This is a genomic window from Nocardia sp. NPDC020380, from assembly GCF_044386975.1.
Lineage (GTDB): Bacteria > Actinomycetota > Actinomycetes > Mycobacteriales > Mycobacteriaceae > Nocardia.
Genome location: NZ_JBIRVQ010000024.1, coordinates 91,557 through 116,254, shown reverse-complemented (window position 1 = coordinate 116,254; position 24,698 = coordinate 91,557). Strand labels below are relative to the sequence as shown.

Here is a 24,698-nt window from a genome sequence, read left to right as displayed (position 1 = left end):
GTCATCGGTCACGATCGACACGGCCCCGCGACCGGATGCAACCCGGTCCCATGCTCTTGGCAAAACGGTGGTCCCATCACCCTGGCAGGCGACACTGATCGCGCGGTAGGGAATCCATGCATACCAAGCAACGTATGAACCAGATCCTCCCCCGGCATCCAGCCACGGAGTGAGACGGCGCTGCGGTGATCACACCGCAGAGTGACAAGCGGCCACGACCAAGTAGTCACGCCCGAACGAGGAACCAGATCATGCTGGCGCCTCGCCTGCATGATTCCGGGTCTGATCGCGAAACACGCTGGAGCGCAACTGCATTTCACGCCATATCGTCAGCTCCCGCTCTGGTGGTTCTGAATTCGACAGCGTGTGCTCAGCGTGTCGGTCTTTGAGCGGAAGCTGTCGCCCATGAGCGCGACCACTTCGGCCGTTGACGGGCACCCTTACTGCGGTATCTGGAAGCCGCCGATAGTCTGCTCGAGTAATTCGGCCAGCCGCAGTGGGGTGCGGTCCTCGAACATCGGACCGATGAGCTGCACTCCTACCGGCAGTCCCTCGGCGGTGGAGCGGCCCGCCGGTATGGCCGTGGCCGGCAGGCCGGGCATGGTGGCAAGACCAGCCCAGACGGACTGATCGAAATACGGGTACGCGACGCCGTCGATATCGATCCGTCGTTGCTCGCGCTGGGGGTTGTGATCGTGCGGAAACGCGGGAATCGACGTGATCGGACACACCACGGCATCGAATTCGGTGAACAGCCGCCGCCAGCTGTGGCGGTGGCGTTCACGACGGGCATCCGCCGCGAGCCAATCGCGGTGGCTCGAGACGAATCCGCGCAGCCGCGCGGCGTCGAGACCCTGCTCATCCGCGCTCAATACGGCGGCGCGGGCCTGTAGCTGCTCGTAGGCCGCAGCCGGTAGCCGCGCGCCGTGCTGCGAACACAGCAACTGCGCGTAGAGCGCCGCGGCTTCGCGCAGATCAGGCAGTAGCGCAGTGTGGCGTTGCACGCGGGCCCCGCCATCGACGAGGCCGTCGGCGACCCGGTTCACTGCGGCGCGCACCGCGGACCCGGTCGCCATGAGTGGATGCTCGTCGAGGACCAGGACACGAAAGTCCGACAGCCGCTGGTGGCGTGCGGGCGGCAAGGTCGAGGTGTAGGCCAGGCCCAGCGTCAGCGGGTCCGGTCCCGCCATCACCTCCAGCAGCAAGGTGAGGTCAGCGGCGGTACGCGCCATCGGACCACAGACGGCCATATCGCCGTCCGATGGCAGCGCCGGCGCGGGCGGCGGGACCATGCCGCGAGTTGCCACCAATCCGAATGTCGGCTTGTGTGCATAGACACCGCAGAAATGCGCGGGGTTGCGCAGCGAACCCGCAAGGTCGGAGCCGATGGACAGCGCACCGAATCCCGATGCCAGCGCCGCTGCAGATCCGCCGGACGATCCGCCCGCCGTGCGGGTGTGATCCCACGGGTTGTTGGTGGTGCCATAGATTTCGTTGAAGCTCTGCCAATCTCCCAGCATCAACGACACATTCGTCTTGCCGAGAATCACCGCGCCCGCGGCTTTCAGCCGCGACACCGCCACCGCATCCTCGACGGGCACGAAGCTCGCATACTGCGGCATCCCCCAGGTGGTGGGCAGCCCGGCAACGTTGTAGGACTCCTTGACGGTCACCGGAATCCCGAGCAGCGCCTTGTCCTCACCACGCGCGCGTGCCTCATCGGCGCGGCGCGCGGCGGCGCGCGCACGGTCGAAGTCCGGCACGCAGATCGCGTTGATCGCCTTGTCGTCGCGCTCGATACGAGTGATCGCCTCGTCGGTCAGTTCCACCGACGTCACCTCACCGGCACGCAACGCGGCCGAAAGCTGTTCGGCCGAAAGGAAACTCCACCCCACGACTACGACCCTACTGGACCACCACACACGCTCGACCCGGCAAGTCGCCCACATCCACCGGAACGTATCGCCGATCCGCGACGAGTAACGGGTCCAGGGAAACTTCAACCGCTGACCCGCTTCTCGATCACGGTGGGCGGGTCACCGCTCAGCAAGAACGAGCCCGCGCCGGTATAGCTCAGGACGCCTTGCGGTCTTCGTCGTGCTCGTGGCGGGCAATGATGCCGAGCATCTCCTGGACCCAGGCAGGGCGCTGCTCGCCGGTGCCGGCCTCGGCCACATCCCGCTCGATCAACGACCGGATGTACACCGACTGCGACAGACCCAGATTCTCCGCCCGGCGCTTGCACGCCTGGTCCAGGTCATAGGGCATCTTGATCGACCGAGGCACCATCACCGGTGCCGTGTCCGGGCCGACCTCGATCCCCAGTTCGGCCTCGGTCACCAGCTCGCCGGTGTACTCGAGCCGCGCGGCCATCGCCGCCACCTCGGCAGGGCTCATGTTCTCGAACGGATCAGTCATGGTGGGTCGCCTCCCAAGTCTCGAATTCGGCGATCTGCTCAGGCGTGAGCGGGGCCGCGTCGTAGATGTAGATGTCGCGGCCCTTGTGCCGGGCGAACACCGCCAACGCGCGGTCGGCGTCGTCGCGGCCCCAGATGACCAGGCTACGAAGCCCGGTCGCAGGGTCGATGGCCAATTCGAGTCGTACCCGCCGCTTGCCGCTCTGCCACGCGTTGACCAGGTCGAACACATCATCGATGCTGACCCCGGTCTTCGCCAACATCTGCGCCAGCGCCCAATACCACTCGATTGCCACACACCTGAGACTACCGCAGGGACTACCAGATGATCTGCCTAGCTCGGCTACGTTCCTGGAACTTGCGAATCGGTTCACGTTGTGCCGAGTCACCGCAATGGCTCGGCACCGTGGATTCAGGCCGACATCCGCGGCGAGCAGAGCCCGACCTGAAGCATGGTGGCTCGCAGGAGCACCGCCCGAGCTGAACGGATGACAGGCGCGTCCGATGCTCAGTGGCCGTCGATCCAGTCGCCGAAGGCGTCGGTGAATTGGCTGGAATACGGTAGCGGGGCAGCATATTCCGCGCCGGTGGAGGGTTGGTCGCCGGTGTCTTTGAGGACGTGGTCGGCGGTGGTGAGGTGCACTGTCTGCAGTGTTGTTCGTGTCAGTGCCTGGTTCAGGCGGGCGACGTCGGCGCAGGCGATCTGGATGTCGTGATCCGAGCAGCTGGTGAAGACCCGCAACGGTGCGCTCAGTGTGGAAGCCAGCGCGATCGGGTCGAGTTGATCCTCGGTGGCGAGGAACTTGGCGTTGGTCGGTGTGAATCCGGCCTGCTGCAACGGCTGTGGAACGCCGCTGGGGACTGTGCCGGTGACTCGCAGGCTGGTGACGATCGCGGCCACTGAGGCAAGCAGCGCGACGCCGTCGACCTGCGAGAGTGTGCCTTGTTGCTCGGCCTGAACCACCTGTGCGGTGAGCTGTTTCGCCATGATGTCCAGGATTCGGTCCGCGGGCGGTTCGATCAGGCCCACCGATCGCAGTGCGGGAATCGGGCCTGCTTTGCCGTCGGCCAGTGCGAATGCGATCAGCGCGCCCTCACTATGTCCGACGATGCCGATCCCGGAAGGATCGATACCGGGTTGGGCAGCAAGGAAATTCGCGGCCGCTGCTGCTTCGTGGAGGAATTCGTCGAAGCTCAGCCCAGCAAGGTCGGCGACCCGGAAAGGGCCCAGTCCGGTCTGCCCGGTGCCGAGCTTGTCGTAGCGCAAGCTCGCGATGCCGTGGCGGGCAAGGACATCGGCCAGATAGTTCAATGTTCCGATCGATCCGCTCACCAGCTTGCTGTCGCCGTTGCGATCGGTCGGGCCGCTTCCCGCCAGCAGCAGCACCGCGGGCGCGGGGCCGGTCACGCCGGCGGGCATGCGCAAGCTACCGTGCAGAGTGAGAGTCCCGTTGGTGAAGGTGACTTCACGATCAATACCGGCTGCCGCCGGTTCGATCGAGGGTGGTGTCGCGGCCGCGGGGTGCGCCGAAATGCCGGAAGCGGCGAAGACGCACATCGACATTGCCAAGATCCCCGCCGTGAGCTTCATCGAGCCCATCACTTGCGCGTGCGCGGGTGAACCAGCCGGTACAGGTTCACGCTGAAGCCCCATCCAAAGCTCTTGGGAGGAAACAGCCTCGCCTCGTCGGGGTTCCACCACCGGGCCCGCAGCCGGGCCACGGTGGGGCGCCGCCAGTCGTACGGCACGCCCAGCACGGTGCCCTGCGGTTCGGGAACGCGGTCTGGATTCGTCATGTAGCCACACCCCTTGTTCGATTGTCGAGCACCCTCATCATCCTCGATTTCACGAATATTATCAATAGTGAGAACAATGGTAGGGTTCGATCCCATGGACTCTGTCGAACTGTTGCTGCACCCGGTTCGATTGCGAATCGTCCAGGCGTTCTTGGGAGACCGAACGCTGACCACGAGCGAGTTGAGCGCGGAACTCGACGACGTGTCGCCGGGCAGCCTCTACCGCCATGTGGCGCGCCTGGCCGATGCCGGGGTGCTCGAGATCGTCGCCGAACAACGAAAGCGTGGCACGGTCGAGCGCACCTATCGGTTGCAGCTGGAGATGACCCGCATCGATCCAGAACAGGTCGCAGCAATGAACATCGCCGATCATCGGCGTGCCTTCATGGCCTACGTCGCCGGACTCCTCGCCGACTTCGACAACTACCTGGCCAGGGACACCCTCGATATCGTCCATGACGGGGTCGGATACCGTTTGGCCGCGCTCTGGCTCGATGACACCGAATTCGCCGAGATGGGCGCCGAACTCCGCGCTGCGATCATCAAAAGATCGGCCAACACCGCGACCCCCGGACGCAAGCGCCGCCTCGTGCGCATCATCCACCTACCAGCGGACCCGGCCTGATCCGCGCCCGCCCACACACGACGACGGCCGCAGCCGACGACCGAGCCAGCCCGTGCCGGGCAGCCGAAGATCAACGGGCCGAGCTGATTCGAGGCCGCCGGATCGTCCGCTCCTACCACAGACAGCGCACCAGGTTGACTGTCGCAGGCGCGGACATCATCGCCTCATCGCTGCACGGAGCCGTCAAGTTGGTCGATAGCGGCGATCGACGGACGGCGGGTGAGTTGCAGGTTTCGGGCGACGGCTTCCGCGTCACGCAGAACGCGAACGGCGTTATGCCAGGCCAGTTTTCCTGTATCGGATTCGGACCAGCCACGACTCAGCAGCTCGGCGATCAGGTTCGGGTAACCGGAGACGTCGCTCAGATCGCGGGGTAGGTAGTCGGCGCCGTCGAAGTCGCCGCCGAGGCCGATGTGGTCGATTCCCACCACCTCTCGCAGATACTCGATGTGGTCGGCGACGGCGGTCACGGTCAGCTGTGGGCGCGGGTCAGTGGCCTCGAATGATTGCCGACATGCCGTCGCCTCGGGCGAGCGGTCCAGACGCTCGAAGCCGTGGGCGCGCAGGTGCTCGACGGCCCGTGCCTCCCAGTCTCTGGCGGCCGGCAGCAGGAAATATCCGACGAAGGCCACCATCGCCACGCCGCCGTTGGCGGGCAGCGCAGCCAGGACATCGTCGGGGATGTTGCGCGGATGGTCGCAGAGCGCGCGGGCACAGGAGTGCGAGAACAGTACGGGCGCTTCGGAGATGGCCAGGGCCGCGCGCATGGTGTCCGGTGAGACGTGCGAGAGGTCTACCAGCATGCCGAGGCGGTTCATCTCCCGTACCACTTCTTCACCGAACGCGCTCAGCCCACCGGCCTTCGGCTCGTCGGTAGCCGAATCAGCCCACGGCACATTGTCGTTGTGCGTCAGGGTCATGTACCGCACACCCAGCCGATGTAGTGCACGCAAGGTCGCGAGCGAGCAGTTGATGCTGTGCCCGCCCTCGGCACCCATCAGCGAGGCGATCCGGCCTGCGGCACGAGCCGCCTCCATATCGTCAGCGGTGAACGCCAATTGCAGCCGATCCGGGAATCGCTCGCACAGCAATCGAACGAAGTCGATCTGCTCGAGCGTGGCGCTCACCGCGGCGTCCCCGGCGAGGGTGCTACGCACATATACCGACCAGAATTGAGCACCCACCCCACCGGCACGGAGCCGAGTCAGATCGGTGGACAATCGTGCACTCTGGTCCGATGCCAGGTCGATGGCATCGAGGTCATAGCCCGCCTGAGTGCGCATGGCCCACGGAAGATCGTTGTGGCCGTCCACCACCGGGGTGTCGCGGAGGACGGCGTGTGCGCGATCGAGAAAGTGAGATGTCACCACCTCGTTCTATACGCGCTCCCTTATCCGCGTCGACCCCTGAACGCGATACACCCGCAAGGACTGCGCAGTCGAAAAACCCAGCAACCGAGAGGATTCCGAAACGGCGGTGCCGATCAGATTCCACGCATGGCGTTGGGTCAGGGCACGTATTGAAGGCCGTTCCAGTGCAACGTCAACGACGGGATGGTGCCGGTAGCGCAGTTGGGTATGCACGTGTTGCGGTCCTGGCGGATCGTGTAGCGACCGTCCGCACCGATTCCTTGCAGGTCTGCGTCGTAGTAGGCCAGGCGCCCACCGAGGTGCTGGACACTGTCGTTCCACCCGATGTCCTCGAAACCGTGTGGGCTGGGCACCAGTACCAGCACACCGTCATAGCGGCCCGGGTTGAAAGTGATGAACGCGTTCCCGGTCGAATCGGTGACCGGATCGGCGAATTGCAAAGCGTACGGCATCGTCTCGACGTCGATGGTCGGCAGCACTTGACCCCCGGCGGCGACCGCGGCCACACATCCGGCGTTGAGATTCCCGGCTTGCGGTCGTACAACCAGGAACACGCGGACAGTGCCCAACTGCGGGTGCGGAATATCGTTGTGGCCGAACACTTTACCTTGACAATGTGCGCTCTCCGGTGGGCTGTCAGGAAACGCCGCCTGCCGCGTATCGGCCGGGCTCGCAGGAGGCGATTCGGCCGGCCCCGTCCGCGTCGAGCAACCAGACGTCCAGAGCGCCAGCACGATCGAGACGGCGAAAACGATCCGGCGTTAACCAATTGCGAACTCCCCCTCCAGCATATGATCACGACCGCACCATCCCCGGCCGTGCCTCCCACCGACCCTACGATTACACAGCGCTATTGCCACTCCCCCCTGCCCGGCGTACCTCGGCCCCGCGCTAGAGTCGCTCACAGGCGATATTCCGCCCGTTCTGGATGAACATGAGAATGCCACCCTCCAGGCGCAGGATTGTGTTGGTCGTGACCGAGGTGAATGTCGGAGCCTTGTCGCCGGTCGTTCCTATGAACGTGAACGTCATCGGCGGCTGTCCGGCGAACGTGACCTGTAGGTCATAGCCGACTGTGGTGATCGCCAGCTCGAATCCCGCACGCAGCCGGTATCGGCCCGCGAACTGCGCGAGTGTCGATTCGGCGGGCAGCTCAGGATCGCTTACATCGATCGGGCAGTCCGGCCAGTCGTATGCCTTCGCAATCGCGGCGAACACGCGTTGCACCGCATAGTTTCCGAGGTCGCCGTTGGTCATCACCGCCGCGCCGACGTCGAGGTCTCGGTAGGCGAGCAGGTGGCACCGGAAGCCTTCGTTCCCGCCGCTGTGCCCGAATCTCGCAGGGCCGCTGGTGGAAAGGAAAGGCCCCAGACCTACCGCGTCCAGTCCGCCGATCGGATCCGGCGCGGTCGTGAAGATCTGCGCGGTCAGCATCTCGCGTGCGAGCCGCTGCGAGATCAACCCGCCCGGCGCGCCCGCATAAGCGGCTCGCACTGCGAGCGCGTACCGGCACAAGTCACTCGGCGTCGTCCACAGCCCGGCGGCTGCCAGCTCGGGGTAGACATGCCAGCCGCCCGCGACGACATCACCGCTGGCGTCGTGCCCGGAGGCCAGCACGTCATTCAGCGCGGGCGACGGCGGCTGCGCGTAATCGCTGTCCGCCATGCCAATCGGGTCGAGCACGAGCTCACGCATCAGCGCCGGGAAGGGTGTGCCTGTCACCTCCTCGAGCAATAACTGCATCGCGAGCGTCCCACCGCCGGCGTAGCGGAACTGTATGCCGGGGACAGTGTCCACCCAGACGCCGGGCGTATTCGCCGGATACATCCCACGCAGGATCTGCACCAGGGTCGGCAGCTCGTCGGTGCGCCGATAACCCGGAAACCCCGAAGTCGTCAGGCCCGCAGAGTGACTCACCAGCTGGCGCAGCGTCACGACCGGCTGCCAGTCGTCGGTGCGCGGCAGCCGCCATGAGCGGAGCGTGGTGTTGATGTCGGCGTCCAGGTCGAGCACGCCGCGATCGACCAGCCGCAGCATCGCCAGCGCCGCGATCGGCTTGCTGATCGAGCACGCCTGAAATCTCGTTGCGCTCGTCACCGGCCGCGCCTCGCCAGCCGTCCGCACACCGGACGCTCCGACCGCTGCGATCTCCCCGTCGACGACCACCGCCCAGCTGGCCCCGGGCACGCCGAACTGCGCACACGCCTCCTCGACAGCAGCGCGGTAGGTCGGCTCACTCATCCTGGGTCCCCTTCAGCAGACAGTGGCGCCAATATCATGCTGTCAGACCGTATTTCAGATCAAGAACATTTCGGCCCGACCGAATCACGGCTGTGTCGCCGAACTTCATCTGCGCCGTGGTCGGGCAGTCTGTTGCCTCGAAGGATCGGGCGCAGGTGGACCGGGACAGGGCGGCGGAGGCGAGACTACTTGTTTCCCGTACCGCACAGAGCGTGGTCGACGAGGGACATCGCGGCGTTCTCCTGAGCGATCTGATGGTCGTCGGTGTCTTGCAGGAGGGTGGACATCGACACCACGACGCTGCGAGTGCCGTCGTCGGTTACGCCGTCTCTGGTTTTGTAGCCGGGGATGTCGCCGCCGTGCATCCAATACCTTCCACCGCAGGACAATTCGATCGAAAACAAGCCCAGGCCATAGCGGGCGCCGGGGAAGATCGATCGGATCTCGGCGTCGGTGTCGACTGTCTTCTTCATTTCGGCGAGTTGTGCGGGCGGCAAGAGTTTGCCGCCGAGCAATGCCCGGAAGAAGGTGTTGAGGTCGGCGGTGGTAGTGATCAGCGCGCCCGCGGCGGCAGCGAATCCGCTGATCCGGTTATCGGTGGTGTCGACCATTCCGCCTGTGGGCCATCGCGTGTATCCGGTGGCGTGCGGGGTGGGAATCGTGACCGCGCTGCCGGGGTAGCTGGTGTGTTTCAGGCCGAGCGGGGTGATGATCCTGCTGCCGACTTGCTCATACCACGGTGTACCGGTGACTTTGCCGATGATCATGCCCGCCAGCAGGTAGCCAGTATTGCTGTAGCGCCAGCCGGTTCCGGGGGCGAAAGTCGGCGGGCTTTGTACAGCGGTGGCCACCACTTGTTCGGGTGGGGGTGGGACCTCGAGGGCATATCGGTGGTAGTCCTCGGGTGAGGCCAGCTGGTACGGATTCGGGTACTCCAGTCCGCTGGTGTGGTTGAGTAGTTGGCGCACTGTGATCTTCGTGCCATCGTTGCCGTTGCCGCGCACCACGCCCGGCAGCCACTTCTCGACCGTGTCATCCAGGCTGAGCTTGCCCTCGCCGACCAGTTGCAGCAGCACGGTGGCGGTGAACGTCTTGGTAACGCTGGCGGCCCGGAAGTAACCATCCGCGGCGACCGGACTCTGACTTGCGATATCGGCGACGCCACTGGTCACCACCGTGTTACCGCCGTCGGCGGCGACCAGCCTGGCCTGCACACCCGTGATGCCGACATCGCGAATCGCGTCGGCATCGCGCTGAAGCACGGTCATCTCGGCAGCGGAGGCTGGTGTCGTCGTCGCACTCGGTGCCGCAACTGTGGGCCGGTCGGGCTGACACGCGGCCGTGACGAGAGCCGCGGCGACCAGCATCGGCCCAGCGGCACCAAACATCTTCGATCTCAACGGATTCCCTTCGGGCAATCGGGCGGTTACAGCAACACCACGGTAAAATTCCGCGCCGCCGTACCCCATCCCGCCAGCATCCGAACCGCTGCTACGGCCATCGCCCGGTCCCGGCTGGTGCCAGCCCTACCCCAGACACCATCATTCCGATTGCACGATGGCAGTCGATCACCAGAGGCTGAACCAGCGGACCACCTCGAAGCAGCTGTGCTGAGCGCGCAACAGTTCAGGGTGACTTGTAGAGGCCCGACGGCGTCGCGATCAGCTGCAGCGGCGGCATTTCGTCGGAGTGCCCGGATGCGGTGGAGCAAAACTGGAAGGGGCCGTGCGGGTCGAACAGGACGCTCATATGCGGATCGGCGTGGTCGAGAAACCACACGCTCAAACCCGTTCTGCTGTCGAGCCGAAGATGCTCCCACGCCCGCCACACAGCATCCAGTCGCGCGACGGCCTCAGCGTGCGACCACCACTGCGGACACCACACTCGACGGCCCTTACCGACTTCTCGCCGGTACAGAAGACTGAGGTAGTTCTCCACGAATTCAACGACAGATCCGTATACCGTCGGAGAGTTTCTTGGGTCCACAGAACTTTGAACATACTCGGCCGCAAGAAGTTCGGCACGCTTGGACCAGGCCGACTGCATAGTTCGATACCAACCCGAACGGTTGCCCTCAACGTTCCGCGCCAGCGCGACCCGGGCGTGAATTCACGGGTCCCGCACCGCGCTCCCGTAGCACAACGGGCCTGCGGTCATCGCGGTGTGCCGAACGCACTCTTCCGGCGAGTGCAGTGCAGACTCGCAGGTTGGCGTTTTATCTGGCAATTAGTCTGTTTCCCAGGCGATTCCGCAGCCGGCTTTACGTCAACCCGCACAGATCATGCGTCCGGGCGGCAATCGTGATCTTGATCGCTTAGGATCGCTTCTCGTCTACACATGGAGCATTGAAGGGCGTTCGGATGAGATTCACCATGATCGGCGTAGCCGCTGCTGCGCTGCTTACCCTGGCCGGTGCCGCTGGAGTGGCCCAGGCGCAATCTTACGATCCGGGCACGGTTGTCGCTGTCAACAATGGGAATGGGCAGCAGATGACCTATCAGCAACTAGGGCATGTCTCCCAATAGCTTCAGCCATTCAACCGTCAGCGCCATGACGAACCCTGCGCGGTAGGTCAGGGCGAGTTTGTCGTATCGGGTGGCGACACCACGCCAGTGCTTGGCCTTGTTGAAGGCCCGTTCGACCACGTTGCGGCCCTTGTAGGCGGACGAGTCGAACCTGTGGGCCGCCCACCCGCGCGGCCTCGTCGTTTCCGGTTGGCGATCTGGTCGGCGCGTTCGGGAATGACAGCCCGAATACCTTTGCTGCGCAACAAAGCCCGGTTGGCCGCCGACGAGTACGCCTTGTCGGCCAGGACCTTCTCAGGGCTGCAGCGAGGCGGGCCGCCGGCCAACCGCGGCACCGCGATCGCGTCGAGCACGAGAGGCATCATCGGTGAGTCACCGGCCTGACCTGCGGTCAACAGCACCGCAAGCCCGCGGCCATTGCCGTCGGTAGCCAAATGCGCTTTCGTGGTCAGCCCGCCCCGGGACCGACCGATCGCATGATCGGCAGGCTCATAGCTCGCCGTCCGAGCCGACGGCCGTGTCGCCACCGCGAGAGCTGTTCGCGCCGTGTTGATGCACCCGCATGATCGAAGAATCCACCGACACAACCCAATCCAGATTCCCGGTCGCGTCCGCGAGGGCGGTCACCGCGACCAGCACCCGGTCCCAGGTCCCGTCCCCGGCATACCGACGATGCCGTTTCCACACCGTCTGCCACGGACCGAACGCCTCCGGCAGGTCCCGCCACGGCACCCCGGTCCGTAATCGGAACAACATTCCCTCTACCACCAGGCGATTATTGGCAAAGTTGCGACCCACGCGGCCATCGGATTTCGGTAGCAGCAGCTCGAGCAGCTCCCACTGGTTGTCCGTCAGAACCTGATACCGATCACTGACAACCGTCGCCACGGCGAACATGATGCCCGACCCGACGACCTACCGGGTCCGATCGGAGAAACTCGATTGGGAGACATGGCCTAGCACTGATCGGGCAGGCTATAGCTGCTGCCAATCGCGGCGGGTGCGGGTGTAGCGGGGCCTGAGGACAAGTTGGTATACGGTGCGAATCGGGGCGGGCAGGAAGTCGAGCATTTTGGCCTGGGCGTCGGCGGGTGCGTCATCGAGGGCCCACGGCAGGTACTCGGTGAGAGCGCGAAGTCCGTTGCGTTTGCGCATTTCCGCGCCGAATGCCGCCCATCCGGGTCCGCCCACGGTTCGATCGATGAGCGGCAGTGCGCGCTGTTCCTCGTGGGTGAAGTGGGTATCGAGTGCGACGGCCAGTGTTTCCACGTTGCCCAGTAGGTCGAAACGGGAGCTGTTGTCGGGGTTGGTGATTGCGGATTCCACTTTGGCCAGTAGCTGCTCGATACCGGAGTGTTCGGCGTCCATATCGTCGAGGATCGTCTGGTCTTCCGTATCGGTGATGGCGGTGCGGACCAGCGGCCACAGGGCCGCGTCCTCGGTACTGTGATGCCGGTGCATCTGGCGCAGGAATGTCTGCCATCCGGTCCGCACGGACGGCTGTGTGAGGCTGTTCTGGGCCGCTGCTGCCGCGAGGCGTCGCGCGTCGCGCCGGCATGCGTCGTGAGCCAGGTACATTCCGAAAAAGTCGATCGTCGTGTCGGGTCTGTCGGTGTTCATGGGGGCAACCTCGAATCGATATTGAATACTTTTGGGCATACAGTGTGTTCAAATGCGGGGGTCGAGTTCCGCGGCTTACGGCATGACCGAGCCGCCTGCGATGTCGAGCGTGATGCCGGTAATCCAGGACGAGGCGCCCGAGGCGAGAAACAACGCTGCGGATGCGACATCGTCGGGAGCGCCCAGTCTTCCCAGCGGGAAGCCGGCCAGCAGGTGCTGGCGCTGTTCGTCGGACATGAAGCGGCGCATCCGTTCGTGCTCGATCGTGGCAGGCGAAACACAGTTGATACGAACCCCTTGTGGCGCAAGCTCTTTCGCCAGATGGCGGGTCATCGACGCCACTCCCGCCTTCGCTGCCGCGTAGGCGGCCGACGCGGGGGTGGCCTGTCGAGCCGACGATGATGCCATGGTGACGGCGGTGCCGCGGTGGACGATCAGGTCCGGCAGAAAGGCCGAGATCGTCAGGAAGGTCGCCGTGAGGTCGGAATCGACCACGTGGCGCCAGTGTTCGGCGGTCTCCTCCGTGGATCGCACTGGTTGGCCGTATCCGCCGGCGAAGGCGATCACGATGTCGACCGCGCCGAATTGATCCAGGACCTGGGTGTGTAGCCGGTCCAGGTCCGATTGCGAGGTGCAATCGGCCGCGGCTGCCATGGCGCGCCCGCCGGCGTCGTTGATCCCCGCCACGACACCGTCCAGCGCGGCCTGGTCGCGGCCCACTACCGCCACCGCGACACCATTGCGGGCCAGCGCAGCGGCGGTGGCTGCGCCGATCCCGCGAGAACCGCCGGTCACGACGGCAGTCTTGCCCGCCAGATCCGGGTAGTTGCCCATCTTTGCCGAGTCCGGAGTGGTCATGCCACTTCCCCTTCGTTGCTCCGTTGCGCTTTGGCACCGGTAGGTATTTGATCAGACTGTCTGTCTAAATGAATCAGACTGGCGAGGTATCGTCAAGGCCATGAGCCCACGTCCGTATAACTTGGGGAAGCGCACCGCGCAGATCGAGCAGAGTCGCCGGCAGGTACTCGACGCGGCCCGGGCGCTGCTGGGCCAGGCCGATACCTACACCGGGTTCACGGTGGACGCGGTCGCCAAACGCGCTGACGTGGCCCGTGCCACGGTCTACTACCAGTTCGGGTCGAAAACCGGCCTGCTGGAGGCGGTCTGTGACGACCTCGGCGCGGCGGGCGGCTTGTCCGAACTGCTCAACGCGTTCACCAATCCGGAACCGTCCGCAGCGCTGGCCGAATTCATCGCCTGCTTCGCGCGGTTCTGGCAGGCCGACCGGCCCGCAATGCGCCGACTGCGCGCTCTGGCCGCACTCGACTCCGATGTGCACGCAGTCATCAGTGCTCGCGACGAGCGTCGCGGTGAGGGTTTGGCGGTCTTAGCGGATCGTTTCACCGATGCCGACGAGGCATCGCGCCACGACAATCTCGATTCGCGGGTCCGAGTCCTGCTGGCTCTCACCAGTTTCGAGACGTTCGATACGCTCGTCGGACGTGACGAGAATCTGCTCGATGCTGTTCCGGTGATCACCGGACTCGCGACCGCTGCGCTGACGAACAGGCACCTGAGTGCATCAGGCGGCTCGGACACAAAACATTCGGCATGAGAAGTCGATGGTCCGCTCTCATCACTGCTGGAGCCATTGGCTGATGACAGCAACATGCCAACGTGGGTAACAGTTTTCACCGAACTTCGAGACACTGCCTAGCCTGCGTGGCGGGCGATCAGTTGAATGCGGTCGGCTCCGACGATGATGCCGTATCCGCTGGTGTCCGTGACGCATCGGATGGCGGGGTCGCCGCCGTCATCGGTGATGCCGCCGCAGTAGAAGGGTTCGGTCGTGACCGTTTGGCCGATATTCAGGACGGTCGGCCTACCGAAGTAGCCGGCCGAGCACCCGGTGGTGGCCGCCCCGTGCGGATTCAGCTGAACCGTAGGCGAGGCGTAGCACGATGTCGTGAAGGTGGGTTTGACGACGTTGCACCACGTGAAATTCGCGGCAAGACCGCACACGACAGCCTGGTCGGAAGTCTCGACCAGAGTCACCGGGTAATCCGCGGCCGCGCTGCCGCTCGACATCACGCAAGCAGTCGCCCATACCGCCGACAGCAATACGACTCCACCGATTCGGGCGCATCTCATAGCGAACCTCCGATAGTTGACGACACCGCCCCCGCGGCGTCGCTCGTCGCTGTTCAGCAGTGTCGATCACACCGATTACAGCGGCCTTTCACACATTGAAATGCCGATAAAATCGGTACGGCTCATGATCGCGGGATGTATCTCATGCGATGGACCGGGCGAACCTTTGTTTCCGTGCTGCCGGTAGCTGTCGTCATGGCCTTCTGCCTGGTCACAGCCGGTACGGTACGGGCCGATGGCGGCACCGGACCGAGGCTCGAGAACCTCTACTATTCCGGCCTGTGTATCACCGACTTGGGCAGCGGCGCCCCGGTATCGATGACTCCCTGCCAGTACGACTCCAGCAGCCGGACGGTAGCCAGTCAGCAATGGACCCCGGTGGCCGATCCTCCGGATAACAACCAGTGGCTCTTCCGCAGCGGACTCGGTAATTGCCTCGCGCACAACAATGTCGGCGGACAAGTCGTCGGCGGAGGTTGCACGAATTACTACGGAATCGGCTGGTTCACCGACGGGACTACTATGCGGCCATCCTTTTGTGCTGTGTGGCACAACAGTTTCCCGTGCGTCGACGGTATGACTCTCGCGCCGCAGGGTGGGCAGTTTATGGGAGTGACGGTGGACTCGCCCGGTCAGTGGTCCGATCCGGCGATGGTCGAGTGGGCCGGTATCGGCGGCTGATCGGCTCTCGCCGCAGTCCTCCAGAAGGAGGCGAGTTACATGGCAGGGCAGGTGATGTCACGTACCCGGTCTGAACCGGACGCGTGTTTGCGCACGGCCTGTGCGCCGTCTGAGTCGAGGCCGGTGGTACGCAGGTCGGCGGTGGCCAGCACGCCAGGTGTCGGAAAGAGCCTGCTCAGTTCGAACGACCGCAGCCCGGAGAGCGGCATGCCGTACTGCTCGACGATGTTGCCCAGAATCTCGCGCGCGGCGCTGCGGCCGACGTTGTTAGCGACGATGTCGCGTACGCCGGCTTCGTAGGTGTTCCAGCCGTCGCCGACGAGGAGGCGCTGGACTTGTTCCACGAAGTGGATGAGTCCCTCGAGCCTGGGGAGATGCGCGACCAGTTGTATCTCGTCCGCCCCGGCTGAACTGATCTCGATCACGCCTGGATCGCCGTCGAGGGTGACGGTTCGCCGGTAGTGCACCGCCGTAACCTGTTCGAGGCCGGGGATTGCGCCGGCAGCGAGCCGGGCGAGGATTTGCTCGAATGGCCGGGGCCGGGCCAGGGGTACGCGGAGCGCGAGTCCGCCGTCGGCGACCAGCCGGTCCGTGCGCCGCCGCCGCTTGCGTAGTTCCTGTGGGGTGGCGTGGAAGGTTGTGGTCATCGTCCGGTTGAACTGGCGCAGGCTGCCGAATCCTGCGGCGAAGGCGACCTCGGCGATCCGGAGATCGGTGTCGTCGAGTAGGCGCCGGGCGAAATGCGCGCGGCGGGACCGGGCGAGCTGATCGGGGGTGGCGCCGATCTGGTCGGTGAACATCCGGCGCAGATGCCGGTCCGACACGGCCAATCAGGCGGCGAGTCCGGCCTCGTCGGTCTCGTCCAAGGCGCCTGCGGCGATGAGATCGATAGCGCGACACACCAGTTCGGACGTGGCGGGACTGCGGTCGCCGCGATAGGGCCTGCATCGATGGCAGGCGCGAAAGCCTGCTGCTTCGGCGCCCGCCGCTGAGGTGAACGTGACGACATTCGACGTCAGCGGTCGGCCCGGACACGGTGGCGCGCAATAGATCCCCGTGGTTACGACAGCCTGGAATGCTTCCACACCTGAAGTCTGCGCTCTTGTTCGCTATCGGGCGAGACACATTCGGACGGATCCGGGCGAACCTGTCCGGATATGGCGTGATCGGCCGCGGTGATCGCACCAGGATCGGCTGCATGGATACTCTGACGAGCAAGGAACTGATCTTGCGGGCCTGGCGGGAGTTCGCCACTCTGGATCCCGAGCGGGTCGCCTCGGTGTTCGCCGCCGACGCCGAATGGCTTGCCCCGCCCGGAAACGCGACGGCGCGTGAGCTCGACGGGACCCATCATCTGGTTGGCCGCGACCGGCTCGTGCAGTTTCTGACGGTCGAATTCCCGGCCGTGTTCGCGGCCGATCGTCAGGTCGACTTCCGGGCCGTCACCGCCGCAGACACAACGGTTGTGGTGGAGACGCGAATGCGCGCCACCCTCCGGAACGGACAGAAATACGACAACGACTACTGCTTCGTGTTCGAAGTCTCCGATGGCCTGATCACGCGAGTTCGCGAATACATGGACACCCGTCGCGCCGAGGAAATGTTCGCCGCGAGTGGCGTGCCTCATCGGTGATCTGAGCGAACTCCAAGTCAGCGAATCCGAGAGCCGGTAACTGCGGTCCGCCAAGATTGAATCGGCGAAATGCACACTGCCGTAGCCGGTTCCAGCGAATCCCCCAGCAACGCTCAGCCCGCAGTGGTTTCGCGCCGTACCTACGACGTGGCGTTCCGCGCTTCGGCCTTGGTCGACAACTGTTGGTTGTGGGATCGGCACGGCCGGTTGTTTGCCGGGCGGGTCTGGGATCGGCTTTGATCACCTGCCATGACATGGGGAACGGGCACGCTGCGGGCGGTCGTGCGGGGACCAGGGTTGGGGCGGGAGTTTCGGTGGTTGTGGGCGGCGTATGCGGCCAGCGCTTACGGATCCGGGTTCGGGCTCGGGGCGGTTTCGATCGTCGCTGTACTCGCATTGCACGCGGGGCCGGCGGCGGTGTCGGCATTGCCGGCGGCGGGGCTGGCCGTGGGGGCGGTGCTGGCGGTGCCGTTGGCTCCGTGGGTGGAGGCGCGTCGTAAACGGCCGGTGATGATCGGGATGGACGTGGGCCGCTTCGCCGCGATGTCGAGCATCCCCGTCGCCTACTTTCTGGGCGTCCTGACTTATGCCCAGGTGCTGCTCGTGGTGGTGCTGGTGGCCACCGCCAAGATCGCTTTCAACGCGGCGAGTGGCGCCTATTTGAAAACGCTTGTGCCCCAGCAGGACTTGATCGTCGCCACGGGGCGGTTCGAGGCGACCAACTGGAGCTCGCTGGTCATCGGTCCGCCGCTCGGCGGTGCGGCGATCGGGATCTTCGGCCCGGTCGTCACCATGGCGGTCGACGCGATCAGTTATCTGCTCTCCGCGCTGGGCATTTCCGCGATCGGCCGGGGTGAACCGCAACCCGGCCATACCGCCAGGCCGGGGATGCGTGTCGCTGATCTGCTCGAGGGTTGGCGCCACATCCTGTCTCATCGCTCGCTGCGCCCGCTGATGTTCAATTCGAATCTGTGCAACGGGCTCATCATGGCCGGCGAACCGCTGATCGCCGTGCTCATGCTCCGCCAACTCGGCTTCGCGCCATGGCAGTACAGCCTGGCCTTCGCCGCGCCGTGCATCGGTGGACTGATCGGCGCCCGCAGCGCGGCACCACTCGCCGAGCGATTCGGGCGGCACCGGGTGATGATCGCCGCCGGCATGCTGCGTGCGGTCTGGATAATCGGCCTGGCCTTCGTCGGCCGCGGTGTGCCCGGTCTCGCGCTCGTCATCGCCGTGCAGTTCGGACTGGTCACCAGCTGCGGTGTCTTCATTCCGATCTTCGCCGCCTACCGCCTCGAACAGACCCCCAAGGAACTCGCGGCGCGCACTCTGTCGTCCTGGTCGGTGACCAGTAACCTGTCGATCGCGGCCTTGACGGTGTTGTTCGGCGTGCTCGCCTCCGTGACCAGTGTGCGTACGGCACTGGCGGTCGCCGGGATCGCCATGCTGGCCACTCCCCTGCTGCTACGCGGTGTGCGAGCGACCCCTGCACCACAGCCGGCGAGCGCATGACACGAGAGAACTGCCGCACCCTCCTCCGTGGTAATTCATTGCGGCCCAGGCATATCCGTCCCAACGGATACTCAACTAGCGGTTCGACCGGATATGTATCGCATCGCGGTGGAGACTGTGGGCATGGAGTTCTTCTGCTACCACCGTGATCGGCCCGGCTCTGTGGCGCTGCGCGAGGAACTGGTGAACGAGCACTGGTCCTACATGGACCGGTATGCCACGCAGATGATCGCTCGTGGCCCGACCTTCGCCGGCGATGGTCACACGCCCACCGGCAGTGTGCATATCCTCGATTTACCCGATCCCGCCGCGGCACACGCATTCGCCTTCTCCGAACCCAACTACCAGGCCGGCGTGTATCGCGATGTGCTGCTGCGCCGGTGGCGCAACACGTTGGGACGCACAATGTGGGATTTCCCCGGCGGTCGGAGCGGCGGTGACCGGTACCTGGTGCTCGGCCTCGGCACCGGACAGGCCGCCGACCTCGCCGTGCCGCACGACAGGGACGAGCTGATCGCGTACGGGCCGTTGCTGTCCGACGACGGCATCACCTGGCTGGGTACCGCGGTACTGGTTCGGGCACCGGACCCGGATACGGCACACGCCGTCCTGACTGCGGGCCGGTACGCCGACATCGAGGTCCACAACTGGCAGTTCGGCGGGCGGCCATCATGAATCGAGGCGTAGTCGGTGAGTTCGGTGTTCGCGACGCCCACAGGCACCGCTCCCCCATGTCCGCGATCACCGCATCCATGATCCGGTGATCAACCGACAACGCGTTGCGGATCGCTTCCCGCACTGGGGATTCGGTGACAGTGCCGAGCTCACCCGCTGCTCAGATCTCGATAGGGCGGCCAGCATATCGAGCGTCAGCCGTTAGGCACGACCGCCTCGGGATCGGCGTCGAGCGCGTCCAGCACTGCGTCACCGTTCGCTCTTGCCCACTCGGTCAGCACGCGGATCGGCTCGATCAGCGTCGCCCCGAGAGGAGTGAGCTCGTACTCGACGCGGGGCGGCACCTCGGCGTAAGCGTGGCGGCGAACGAGTCCGTGGGCCTCGAGTCGTCGAAGTGTCTGGGTGAGCATCTTGCGCGAGATTCCGCCGATCAGCTCGACCAGCTCACCATGGCGCACCGGGCCCTCGCTGAGACCGGCGAGTACGACCACCGTCCATTTGTCGGCGATGAGCTCGACCGCCAGTCGCGCGGGACAGTCGGCAAGAAAGAGACCTCCGGGCCCGAAACCGCTCATGCGCCAAAGGTACCTGCGGGTTCCTATCACAGACATAGCGTGAGAATCATGCGAGTCATCACCCAGCACACGCTCGGCGGTCCCGAAGTGCTCACCATCGTGGAAACGCCTGAGCCCCAATCTCTCCCGACCGAGGTACTGGTCCGCGTCAAAGCAATCGGTCTGAACCCACTGGAAGCGCGCCTGCGCGCCGGCGACTTCCCGCCGATGATCGGCCCGCCGCCGTTCGTCCTCGGCTGGGACATCAGCGGCGTGGTCGAACAGGCGCCCCGGACGTGGCGGTTCAGGCCAGGTGACGAGGTGTTCGGGATGCCACTGTTCCCGCGCGCGGCCGGCGCCTACGCCGAGGTCGTGGCGGCGCCCGCGTTACACCTGGCGCACAAGCCTGTGGCGCTCTCGCACATCGAAGCGGCAGCCCTGCCGGTCGTCGGGTTGACGGCATGGCAGGGCCTCGTCGATCTCGCCGGTGTGACCGAGGGCGATCGCGTCCTGGTCCACGGCGGTGGTGGCGGGGTCGGTCACGTCGCGATCCAGATCGCGAAAGCCCGCGGCGCGTACGTGGTCGCGACGGCCCGCGCGAGCAAGCAGATGTTCGTCCGGGAGTTCGGCGCCGACGAGGTGATCGACTACACGGCAGTCGATTTCACCGAAGTGATCCGCGATATCGATATCGTGCTCGACACGCTCGGCGGCGACACCACCGAGCGGTCGCTCACGGTGCTCCGCCCGGGTGGTCACCTGGTGACAGCGGTCGCCGAGGAGGACTCGGATCTCGCCGCCAAGTGCGAGGCGGCCGGTATGCGCTTCAGCGGCATTGCGGTCGACCCCGATCCGGTCGCCCTGCGGGGTCTCGTCGAACTCGTCGAACAGGGCAAGCTACGGGTTCACGTGCAACAGAGCTTCCCGTTCGAGCGCGTCGCGGACGCGCACCGGGTGCTCGACGGCGGTCATCTCCGCGGCAAGCTCGTCCTCACCCTCTGACCCCGGCGCCGCGCCTCGCGTGAACGAGGGCCACACCCAGGACCTATGCCACCGCGCTGACCGATGGTGTCAGCGCATCATCAACGCACTGTCAGCGGTTGCCGACATCGTCGTGGGTGTGCCGAACAGGCGGCATGGATAACCGGAGAAGGACTGATGATGACTGCTCAATTCGATCGTTTCGCGCAGCTCGCGGCAAAGATGGAGGCCGCTGCGGCGGCGGGCGACATTCAGGCGCGTGAATGGTTGCTCGACTTGAAGACCGCGCTGGTCGAGCTGCGCCAGCAGCGTGACACAGCCACGCAGCGACAGGATGGCGGCTTCTTGGAAACTGTCGGGCAAGGTCTGACCATGGGCTTGGGTTTCGGCATCGGCATGGAAGTCGTCGACGGACTGTTCGACTGGTAATCACGACGATGCCACCGCCGGTCCGTTGCGCCCATCGTGCAGTAGTCATTGACCGGCCGGCTCGGTCCGGCCGGTTGCCAGATCGCCCGCGGGGCAGGAACATTCGCCGCTGCCGATGTTCATGTGGAACTGCCTGCTGGGTATAGTTGCGCCGGGCCGGCTTTGGTCAGTCCAAGGTTGCTGAGCGAGAACATGGTTTACGGGGGATGTATGCGAGCGCCGCTGGCCGGTGTTGTCATTGTCGCACTCGCGCTGTGCGCGGTGAGTGGATGTTCGGCTTCCTCGCCCAAGCCGACAGGGGCGTTCGACCCATGCAAAGAAATCGCGGACAGCACGATTCGTAACGCCGGGTTCGATCCGAGCACGAAGAAGACCGTTCAGACCGTCGCCAATTACACAGTGCGATGTGAGATCTCCTCGGCGGGTGGGCTCGGCACCCTGTATCTCGAGCACCCCAACGCTCTCGCCCCCATCCAAACCTACGATGCCTATCTCGCATCCGCACGATCGGTCGTCGACCAGCCCGGCCGGGAAGCGCCTACCGTCACCACCATCAACGGCCGCGACGCGTACGTCGGCCCCCACACGATGCTCGGTTGCGAGGTCACCCTACGAACCGCCATCAGTGTGATGATCGTCCAGGTCCGATACTCCGACGAGACCACCTGCGCCAGTGCGCAACAGGTTGCGACCCTCCTCGAGCCGAGCATCGGCAACCGCTGAACTCCTCCGCCTTCCGAGGCTGACGACATGATGGCATACCGCCGCTGTGCGACGACCGATGAATTCCAATCGCGAACGGCGTCGGCGTAGGTAATGAAACCTAGGTAGCGAAGGAGTCAACCATGCCCAGCGGCACCCTGAATCCTGATTTCAGCTCACCCGGCACGACCGCCGTTGAATGGTCCACCGTGGAAGCGGTGCTCCAAAAGGCGGAAATCTTCTGGCTGTCGACCGTGCGCGCAGACGGCCGTCCGCATGTCACCCCGATTCCTGCGATCTGGCACGACAACCGCCTGCACATTGCGACCGGAGTGCACGAGCAGAAGGCGAAAAACCTTGCCGTGGAGTCCCGTTGCATCCTCACCACCGGCACGGACCGGTTGAACAGCGGCCTCGACGTCGCGGTCGAGGGCACCGCACACCGGGTCGTCGATACTGCGACCCTGCAAGACCTTGCACTGCTGTGGAAGTCGAAACTGGACTGGGATTTCACAGTGCACGACAGCGGGTTCGGCGACGGTGAAGGTCGTGCCGCGCACGTCTATGGCGTCGCCCCGGACAAGATTCTCGCGTTCGGCAAGGGCGACGGATTCACCCAAACCCGCTTCCGTATGTGAGCACATGCGACGCCTGTCATCGGTCCAGTAGCGTGGCGGCCGTTCGCAGTTCGTGGAGCCTGTGTCGTGCCAGTTCGGAGAATTTCTGTTCCTCGGGCGACTCGACCCACTGCGCGAAGGCCGTGCGGAAGGTCAGGCTGCCGAACTCGGCGGCCAGGCTCGCGGCCGGTTCCGGCAGACCGCGGGCTTGGAATGCGTCCGCGATGGCCGCGGTCAGCGCGGTGCGTTTGAGCAACTCGCGTTCCTGCAGCTCGATGTTTCCGGCGACGATGGTTCTCAGTTGTTGTGCCCATTGGCGGCGTTCGGGCCCGAATACTTCATCGAAGGAGTCGAGTGCGGCGGTGATCGCATCGAGCGGAGTCGCCGAGTCAGGGGCGTGGGCTATTCCGTCGGAGAAGCGCTGTAGCAGGCGGTCCTGACCGAAGAACAGCACCTCTCGTTTGTCGGCGAAGTGGCGGAAGAAGGTTTTCTTCGTCGCTGAGGCCGGGAACCGTGCAGTGGGGGCGCGCCCTCGAATCGGTCGACGGACCTGCCGACGGGCCGCGGCAGTTGCGCTTCGCCGACGGCACCACTGTGGAGACCGACCTGGTCATCGGCGCTGACGGTGCCTTCTCCAGGGTCCGCCGTGCTGTGTCGCCGGCCGTGCCGCAGTACACCGGGATCAGTTTCCTCGAGGCGTGGTTCTCCGATGTCGACATCCGCCACTCCGAGATCGCCGAGCTGGTCGGGCAGGGCGGCGCGGCCGCCGGAGACGGTGATCGCGGGCTGTTCGCTCAGCGCAACAGTGGAAATCACATCCGCGCCTACATCATTCAGCGGGTCCCGGCCGACTGGATCACCCGTGCCGGCCTCACCCTCGACGACACCGAGGGTATTCGCGCGCTGCTGCTGCAGCGGTACGCGGCATGGTCGCCGAGCCTTCTGCGGCTCATCAGCGACAACGACGGAGAGTACGTCGATCGGCCGATCTTCGCTCTCCCGGTCCCCACACCTGGGTGCACAATCCGACTGTCACCCTGCTGGGTGACGCCGCCCATCTCATGCCCCCGCTCGGTGTCGGAGTCAACTACGCGATGCTCGACGCGGCCGAACTCGCACAGGCGCTGGCCGGAGCCGACACCGTCGGCGATGCGCTGCGGACCTATACCGACACGATGCTGCCCCGCGCCAACGCCGCCGCCGAAATACTCGACGGCGGAGCCGCGGAGCTGCTCGCTCCCGAGGTGCCGGACTTCAGTGACAACTCTCAACGCTGAAGCGCGGCTTGGTCTTTGATGCTGGGCTGGTCGCTACTTTTGCACGGAGTCGGCGGCGGTGCGGATCACGTCGATCACGAGGTCGGGCTTGGAGAGCATCGGGACGTGGCTGCTGTCGGCCTCGTAGATGCTGGCCTCCATGCGTTTCGCGCAGAAGCGTTCGAGTTCGGGGTGGACGGTGCGATCGTTCTTGCCCACGATGTACCAGCTCGGCTTCGACTTCCAGGCGGTGCCTGCGACCTTCTGGTCGAACAGGTCGACGGCCGGCACCCCCTGGGTCGCGAACACGACTTGCTGTTCCTCCTTGGAGAGGTCGCCCGCGAAGCACTCGATTCCGTCCTGGCGCAACCAGATTCGACCCTCCGCGACCTCGATGTGGGCGAATACGTCGGTGGTGGGGAACTTGGCCTGCAGGCTCTGCGAGGTCTCGTCCTCGTCCGGGGCGAGCGCGGCGATGTAGACCAGTCCGGCGACGCGGTCATCGGCGCCGGCGGCGGTGATGACGGTTCCGCCGTAGGAGTGCCCGACAAGGATCGCGGGGCTGCTGACCCGGCCCAATGCCCGCTTGACCGCGGCGACGTCGCCTTCGAGGGTGTCGAGGCTGTTCTGAGTGGACACCACTTCGTGTCCCTCGGCTTGCAGAGTGGGAATCACCTTGCTGAAACACGAACCATCGGCCCAAAGTCCGTGGGCGAAAACGATACTCGGCTTGGTCGGAGTCGACATGACGCGTCGTTTCCTCGGCACGAAGCAAGGACCCGCACCGCCTGGATTTGTTCTCCGCGTGCGAACCGTGGCGGCCGAGGCGACCCCACAACGACCATCCTCCCCCGCTGCCCCGGCAGGCGCTGAGCTTTCGCGAGGTTCACCTACCGAAGCCGTTGCACCGCA

The 24,698-nt window shown here is 65.1% G+C and carries 29 protein-coding genes and 1 pseudogene; 11 read left to right on the top strand and 19 right to left on the bottom strand.

What is annotated here, in order from left to right:
• Window positions 1-440: 440 nt before the first annotated feature.
• From ACH438_RS42975 to ACH438_RS42955, 5 genes are all read right to left on the bottom strand, one after another.
• Window positions 441-1,895: an amidase gene (locus ACH438_RS42975; RefSeq protein WP_397016427.1), complete on the bottom strand. Its 1,455-nt coding sequence runs from the start codon at window positions 1,893-1,895 to the stop codon at window positions 441-443.
• 178 nt (window positions 1,896-2,073) lie between these two features.
• Complete coding sequence (locus ACH438_RS42970; RefSeq protein ID WP_397016425.1) at window positions 2,074-2,418, bottom strand: hypothetical protein; 345 nt, start codon at window positions 2,416-2,418, stop codon at window positions 2,074-2,076.
• Window positions 2,411-2,713 (bottom strand): hypothetical protein, encoded by a 303-nt coding sequence (locus tag ACH438_RS42965; protein WP_397016423.1) that lies wholly within the window; start codon window positions 2,711-2,713, stop codon window positions 2,411-2,413. Before ACH438_RS42965 ends, ACH438_RS42970 begins: the two co-directional genes overlap by 8 nt.
• Before the next feature lie 212 nt (window positions 2,714-2,925).
• Window positions 2,926-3,837, bottom strand: coding sequence for an alpha/beta hydrolase family protein (locus tag ACH438_RS42960; protein ID WP_397016437.1), 912 nt, complete (start codon window positions 3,835-3,837; stop codon window positions 2,926-2,928).
• 179 nt (window positions 3,838-4,016) lie between these two features.
• Window positions 4,017-4,214: a hypothetical protein gene (locus ACH438_RS42955; protein WP_397016421.1), complete on the bottom strand. Its 198-nt coding sequence runs from the start codon at window positions 4,212-4,214 to the stop codon at window positions 4,017-4,019.
• A 94-nt stretch (window positions 4,215-4,308) separates the two neighbouring features.
• On the opposite strand from ACH438_RS42955, the gene ACH438_RS42950 reads away from it, so the two are divergent.
• A complete protein-coding gene (locus ACH438_RS42950) occupies window positions 4,309-4,839 on the top strand; it encodes a helix-turn-helix domain-containing protein (RefSeq protein ID WP_397016419.1) in 531 nt (176 codons plus the stop codon).
• 164 nt (window positions 4,840-5,003) lie between these two features.
• Here the strand turns inward: ACH438_RS42950 and ACH438_RS42945 are convergent, their stop codons facing one another.
• From ACH438_RS42945 to ACH438_RS42910, 8 genes and pseudogenes are all read right to left on the bottom strand, one after another.
• On the bottom strand, window positions 5,004-6,206 hold the full coding sequence (locus ACH438_RS42945) for a dipeptidase (RefSeq protein ID WP_397016417.1): 1,203 nt from the start codon (window positions 6,204-6,206) through the stop codon (window positions 5,004-5,006).
• Window positions 6,207-6,346: 140 nt separating this feature from the next.
• Window positions 6,347-6,943, bottom strand: coding sequence for a hypothetical protein (locus ACH438_RS42940; protein WP_397016415.1), 597 nt, complete (start codon window positions 6,941-6,943; stop codon window positions 6,347-6,349).
• Between the two features lie 157 nt (window positions 6,944-7,100).
• Window positions 7,101-8,450 (bottom strand): serine hydrolase domain-containing protein, encoded by a 1,350-nt coding sequence (locus ACH438_RS42935; protein WP_397016413.1) that lies wholly within the window; start codon window positions 8,448-8,450, stop codon window positions 7,101-7,103.
• A gap of 185 nt (window positions 8,451-8,635) precedes the next feature.
• On the bottom strand, window positions 8,636-9,718 hold the full coding sequence (locus ACH438_RS42930) for a serine hydrolase domain-containing protein (protein WP_397016411.1): 1,083 nt from the start codon (window positions 9,716-9,718) through the stop codon (window positions 8,636-8,638).
• 358 nt (window positions 9,719-10,076) lie between these two features.
• Window positions 10,077-10,496 carry a DUF4913 domain-containing protein gene (locus ACH438_RS42925; RefSeq protein WP_397016409.1) on the bottom strand — a complete coding sequence of 140 codons (420 nt, stop codon included), beginning with the start codon at window positions 10,494-10,496 and terminating at the stop codon, window positions 10,077-10,079.
• Between the two features lie 458 nt (window positions 10,497-10,954).
• A pseudogene (locus ACH438_RS42920) lies at window positions 10,955-11,872 on the bottom strand (IS5 family transposase).
• Between the two features lie 78 nt (window positions 11,873-11,950).
• Complete coding sequence (locus ACH438_RS42915; RefSeq protein ID WP_397016407.1) at window positions 11,951-12,595, bottom strand: hemerythrin domain-containing protein; 645 nt, start codon at window positions 12,593-12,595, stop codon at window positions 11,951-11,953.
• Window positions 12,596-12,670: 75 nt separating this feature from the next.
• Window positions 12,671-13,453, bottom strand: coding sequence for an SDR family NAD(P)-dependent oxidoreductase (locus ACH438_RS42910; RefSeq protein WP_397016405.1), 783 nt, complete (start codon window positions 13,451-13,453; stop codon window positions 12,671-12,673).
• Between the two features lie 100 nt (window positions 13,454-13,553).
• Between ACH438_RS42910 and ACH438_RS42905 the strand changes: the two genes are divergently transcribed.
• Entirely contained in the window at window positions 13,554-14,210 is a 657-nt protein-coding gene (locus ACH438_RS42905; protein WP_397016403.1) for a TetR/AcrR family transcriptional regulator, read from the top strand.
• 98 nt (window positions 14,211-14,308) lie between these two features.
• On the opposite strand, the gene ACH438_RS42900 is transcribed toward ACH438_RS42905, so the two are convergent.
• Window positions 14,309-14,683, bottom strand: coding sequence for a hypothetical protein (locus ACH438_RS42900; RefSeq protein ID WP_397016401.1), 375 nt, complete (start codon window positions 14,681-14,683; stop codon window positions 14,309-14,311).
• Window positions 14,684-14,881: 198 nt separating this feature from the next.
• Here ACH438_RS42900 and ACH438_RS42895 point away from each other — a divergent pair, with 198 nt between their 5' ends.
• Entirely contained in the window at window positions 14,882-15,427 is a 546-nt protein-coding gene (locus tag ACH438_RS42895) for a hypothetical protein (protein WP_397016399.1), read from the top strand.
• Window positions 15,428-15,462: 35 nt separating this feature from the next.
• Here the strand turns inward: ACH438_RS42895 and ACH438_RS42890 are convergent, their stop codons facing one another.
• Window positions 15,463-16,251 carry a helix-turn-helix domain-containing protein gene (locus ACH438_RS42890; protein WP_397016435.1) on the bottom strand — a complete coding sequence of 263 codons (789 nt, stop codon included), beginning with the start codon at window positions 16,249-16,251 and terminating at the stop codon, window positions 15,463-15,465.
• Between the two features lie 6 nt (window positions 16,252-16,257).
• Window positions 16,258-16,512 (bottom strand): Ada metal-binding domain-containing protein, encoded by a 255-nt coding sequence (locus ACH438_RS42885; protein ID WP_397016397.1) that lies wholly within the window; start codon window positions 16,510-16,512, stop codon window positions 16,258-16,260.
• Window positions 16,513-16,625: 113 nt separating this feature from the next.
• Between ACH438_RS42885 and ACH438_RS42880 the strand changes: the two genes are divergently transcribed.
• The 3 genes from ACH438_RS42880 (at window position 16,626) to ACH438_RS42870 (ending at window position 19,247) form a co-directional block, all read left to right on the top strand.
• Window positions 16,626-17,060 carry a nuclear transport factor 2 family protein gene (locus tag ACH438_RS42880; RefSeq protein ID WP_397016395.1) on the top strand — a complete coding sequence of 145 codons (435 nt, stop codon included), beginning with the start codon at window positions 16,626-16,628 and terminating at the stop codon, window positions 17,058-17,060.
• A gap of 249 nt (window positions 17,061-17,309) precedes the next feature.
• Complete coding sequence (locus tag ACH438_RS42875) at window positions 17,310-18,572, top strand: MFS transporter (RefSeq protein ID WP_397016393.1); 1,263 nt, start codon at window positions 17,310-17,312, stop codon at window positions 18,570-18,572.
• 93 nt (window positions 18,573-18,665) lie between these two features.
• Window positions 18,666-19,247, top strand: coding sequence for a YciI family protein (locus tag ACH438_RS42870; RefSeq protein ID WP_397016391.1), 582 nt, complete (start codon window positions 18,666-18,668; stop codon window positions 19,245-19,247).
• A 194-nt stretch (window positions 19,248-19,441) separates the two neighbouring features.
• Here ACH438_RS42870 and ACH438_RS42865 read toward each other — a convergent pair whose 3' ends face one another.
• The gene (locus tag ACH438_RS42865; RefSeq protein ID WP_397016389.1) at window positions 19,442-19,822 is read right to left on the bottom strand and encodes a winged helix-turn-helix transcriptional regulator; all 381 of its coding nucleotides are present in this window, start codon (window positions 19,820-19,822) and stop codon (window positions 19,442-19,444) included.
• Window positions 19,823-19,870: 48 nt separating this feature from the next.
• On the opposite strand from ACH438_RS42865, the gene ACH438_RS42860 reads away from it, so the two are divergent.
• The 4 genes from ACH438_RS42860 to ACH438_RS42845 all read left to right on the top strand — a co-directional run bounded on the left by ACH438_RS42860 (window position 19,871) and on the right by ACH438_RS42845 (window position 22,551).
• Window positions 19,871-20,803, top strand: coding sequence for an NADP-dependent oxidoreductase (locus ACH438_RS42860; protein WP_397016387.1), 933 nt, complete (start codon window positions 19,871-19,873; stop codon window positions 20,801-20,803).
• A gap of 156 nt (window positions 20,804-20,959) precedes the next feature.
• The gene (locus ACH438_RS42855; RefSeq protein WP_397016385.1) at window positions 20,960-21,211 is read left to right on the top strand and encodes a hypothetical protein; all 252 of its coding nucleotides are present in this window, start codon (window positions 20,960-20,962) and stop codon (window positions 21,209-21,211) included.
• Between the two features lie 48 nt (window positions 21,212-21,259).
• Complete coding sequence (locus tag ACH438_RS42850; protein ID WP_397016383.1) at window positions 21,260-21,934, top strand: DUF3558 family protein; 675 nt, start codon at window positions 21,260-21,262, stop codon at window positions 21,932-21,934.
• A 122-nt stretch (window positions 21,935-22,056) separates the two neighbouring features.
• The gene (locus ACH438_RS42845) at window positions 22,057-22,551 is read left to right on the top strand and encodes a pyridoxamine 5'-phosphate oxidase family protein (RefSeq protein WP_397016381.1); all 495 of its coding nucleotides are present in this window, start codon (window positions 22,057-22,059) and stop codon (window positions 22,549-22,551) included.
• 16 nt (window positions 22,552-22,567) lie between these two features.
• Here ACH438_RS42845 and ACH438_RS42840 read toward each other — a convergent pair whose 3' ends face one another.
• Window positions 22,568-22,984 (bottom strand): TetR/AcrR family transcriptional regulator, encoded by a 417-nt coding sequence (locus ACH438_RS42840; RefSeq protein WP_397016379.1) that lies wholly within the window; start codon window positions 22,982-22,984, stop codon window positions 22,568-22,570.
• Window positions 22,985-23,546: 562 nt separating this feature from the next.
• On the opposite strand from ACH438_RS42840, the gene ACH438_RS42835 reads away from it, so the two are divergent.
• A complete protein-coding gene (locus ACH438_RS42835) occupies window positions 23,547-23,807 on the top strand; it encodes an FAD-dependent oxidoreductase (protein WP_397016377.1) in 261 nt (86 codons plus the stop codon).
• Window positions 23,808-23,840: 33 nt separating this feature from the next.
• Here the strand turns inward: ACH438_RS42835 and ACH438_RS42830 are convergent, their stop codons facing one another.
• Window positions 23,841-24,533, bottom strand: a complete 693-nt coding sequence (locus ACH438_RS42830; RefSeq protein WP_397016375.1) for an alpha/beta fold hydrolase — start codon at window positions 24,531-24,533, stop codon at window positions 23,841-23,843.
• Window positions 24,534-24,698: the final 165 nt, after the last annotated feature.

Coding starts and splice junctions, on each gene's coding strand:
- ACH438_RS42970 (WP_397016425.1), bottom strand. CDS start 2,418: ATGACTGATCCGTTCGAGAACATGAGCCCTGCCGAGGTGGCGGCGATG.
- ACH438_RS42960 (WP_397016437.1), bottom strand. CDS start 3,837: ATGCCCGCCGGCGTGACCGGCCCCGCGCCCGCGGTGCTGCTGCTGGCG.
- ACH438_RS42955 (WP_397016421.1), bottom strand. CDS start 4,214: ATGACGAATCCAGACCGCGTTCCCGAACCGCAGGGCACCGTGCTGGGC.
- ACH438_RS42950 (WP_397016419.1), top strand. CDS start 4,309: ATGGACTCTGTCGAACTGTTGCTGCACCCGGTTCGATTGCGAATCGTC.
- ACH438_RS42935 (WP_397016413.1), bottom strand. CDS start 8,450: ATGAGTGAGCCGACCTACCGCGCTGCTGTCGAGGAGGCGTGTGCGCAG.
- ACH438_RS42930 (WP_397016411.1), bottom strand. CDS start 9,718: ATGACCGTGCTTCAGCGCGATGCCGACGCGATTCGCGATGTCGGCATC.
- ACH438_RS42925 (WP_397016409.1), bottom strand. CDS start 10,496: ATGCAGTCGGCCTGGTCCAAGCGTGCCGAACTTCTTGCGGCCGAGTAT.
- ACH438_RS42915 (WP_397016407.1), bottom strand. CDS start 12,595: ATGAACACCGACAGACCCGACACGACGATCGACTTTTTCGGAATGTAC.
- ACH438_RS42910 (WP_397016405.1), bottom strand. CDS start 13,453: ATGACCACTCCGGACTCGGCAAAGATGGGCAACTACCCGGATCTGGCG.
- ACH438_RS42905 (WP_397016403.1), top strand. CDS start 13,554: ATGAGCCCACGTCCGTATAACTTGGGGAAGCGCACCGCGCAGATCGAG.
- ACH438_RS42900 (WP_397016401.1), bottom strand. CDS start 14,683: ATGTCGAGCGGCAGCGCGGCCGCGGATTACCCGGTGACTCTGGTCGAG.
- ACH438_RS42895 (WP_397016399.1), top strand. CDS start 14,882: ATGTATCTCATGCGATGGACCGGGCGAACCTTTGTTTCCGTGCTGCCG.
- ACH438_RS42880 (WP_397016395.1), top strand. CDS start 16,626: ATGGATACTCTGACGAGCAAGGAACTGATCTTGCGGGCCTGGCGGGAG.
- ACH438_RS42875 (WP_397016393.1), top strand. CDS start 17,310: ATGACATGGGGAACGGGCACGCTGCGGGCGGTCGTGCGGGGACCAGGG.
- ACH438_RS42870 (WP_397016391.1), top strand. CDS start 18,666: ATGTATCGCATCGCGGTGGAGACTGTGGGCATGGAGTTCTTCTGCTAC.
- ACH438_RS42865 (WP_397016389.1), bottom strand. CDS start 19,822: ATGAGCGGTTTCGGGCCCGGAGGTCTCTTTCTTGCCGACTGTCCCGCG.
- ACH438_RS42860 (WP_397016387.1), top strand. CDS start 19,871: ATGCGAGTCATCACCCAGCACACGCTCGGCGGTCCCGAAGTGCTCACC.
- ACH438_RS42855 (WP_397016385.1), top strand. CDS start 20,960: ATGATGACTGCTCAATTCGATCGTTTCGCGCAGCTCGCGGCAAAGATG.
- ACH438_RS42845 (WP_397016381.1), top strand. CDS start 22,057: ATGCCCAGCGGCACCCTGAATCCTGATTTCAGCTCACCCGGCACGACC.
- ACH438_RS42830 (WP_397016375.1), bottom strand. CDS start 24,533: ATGTCGACTCCGACCAAGCCGAGTATCGTTTTCGCCCACGGACTTTGG.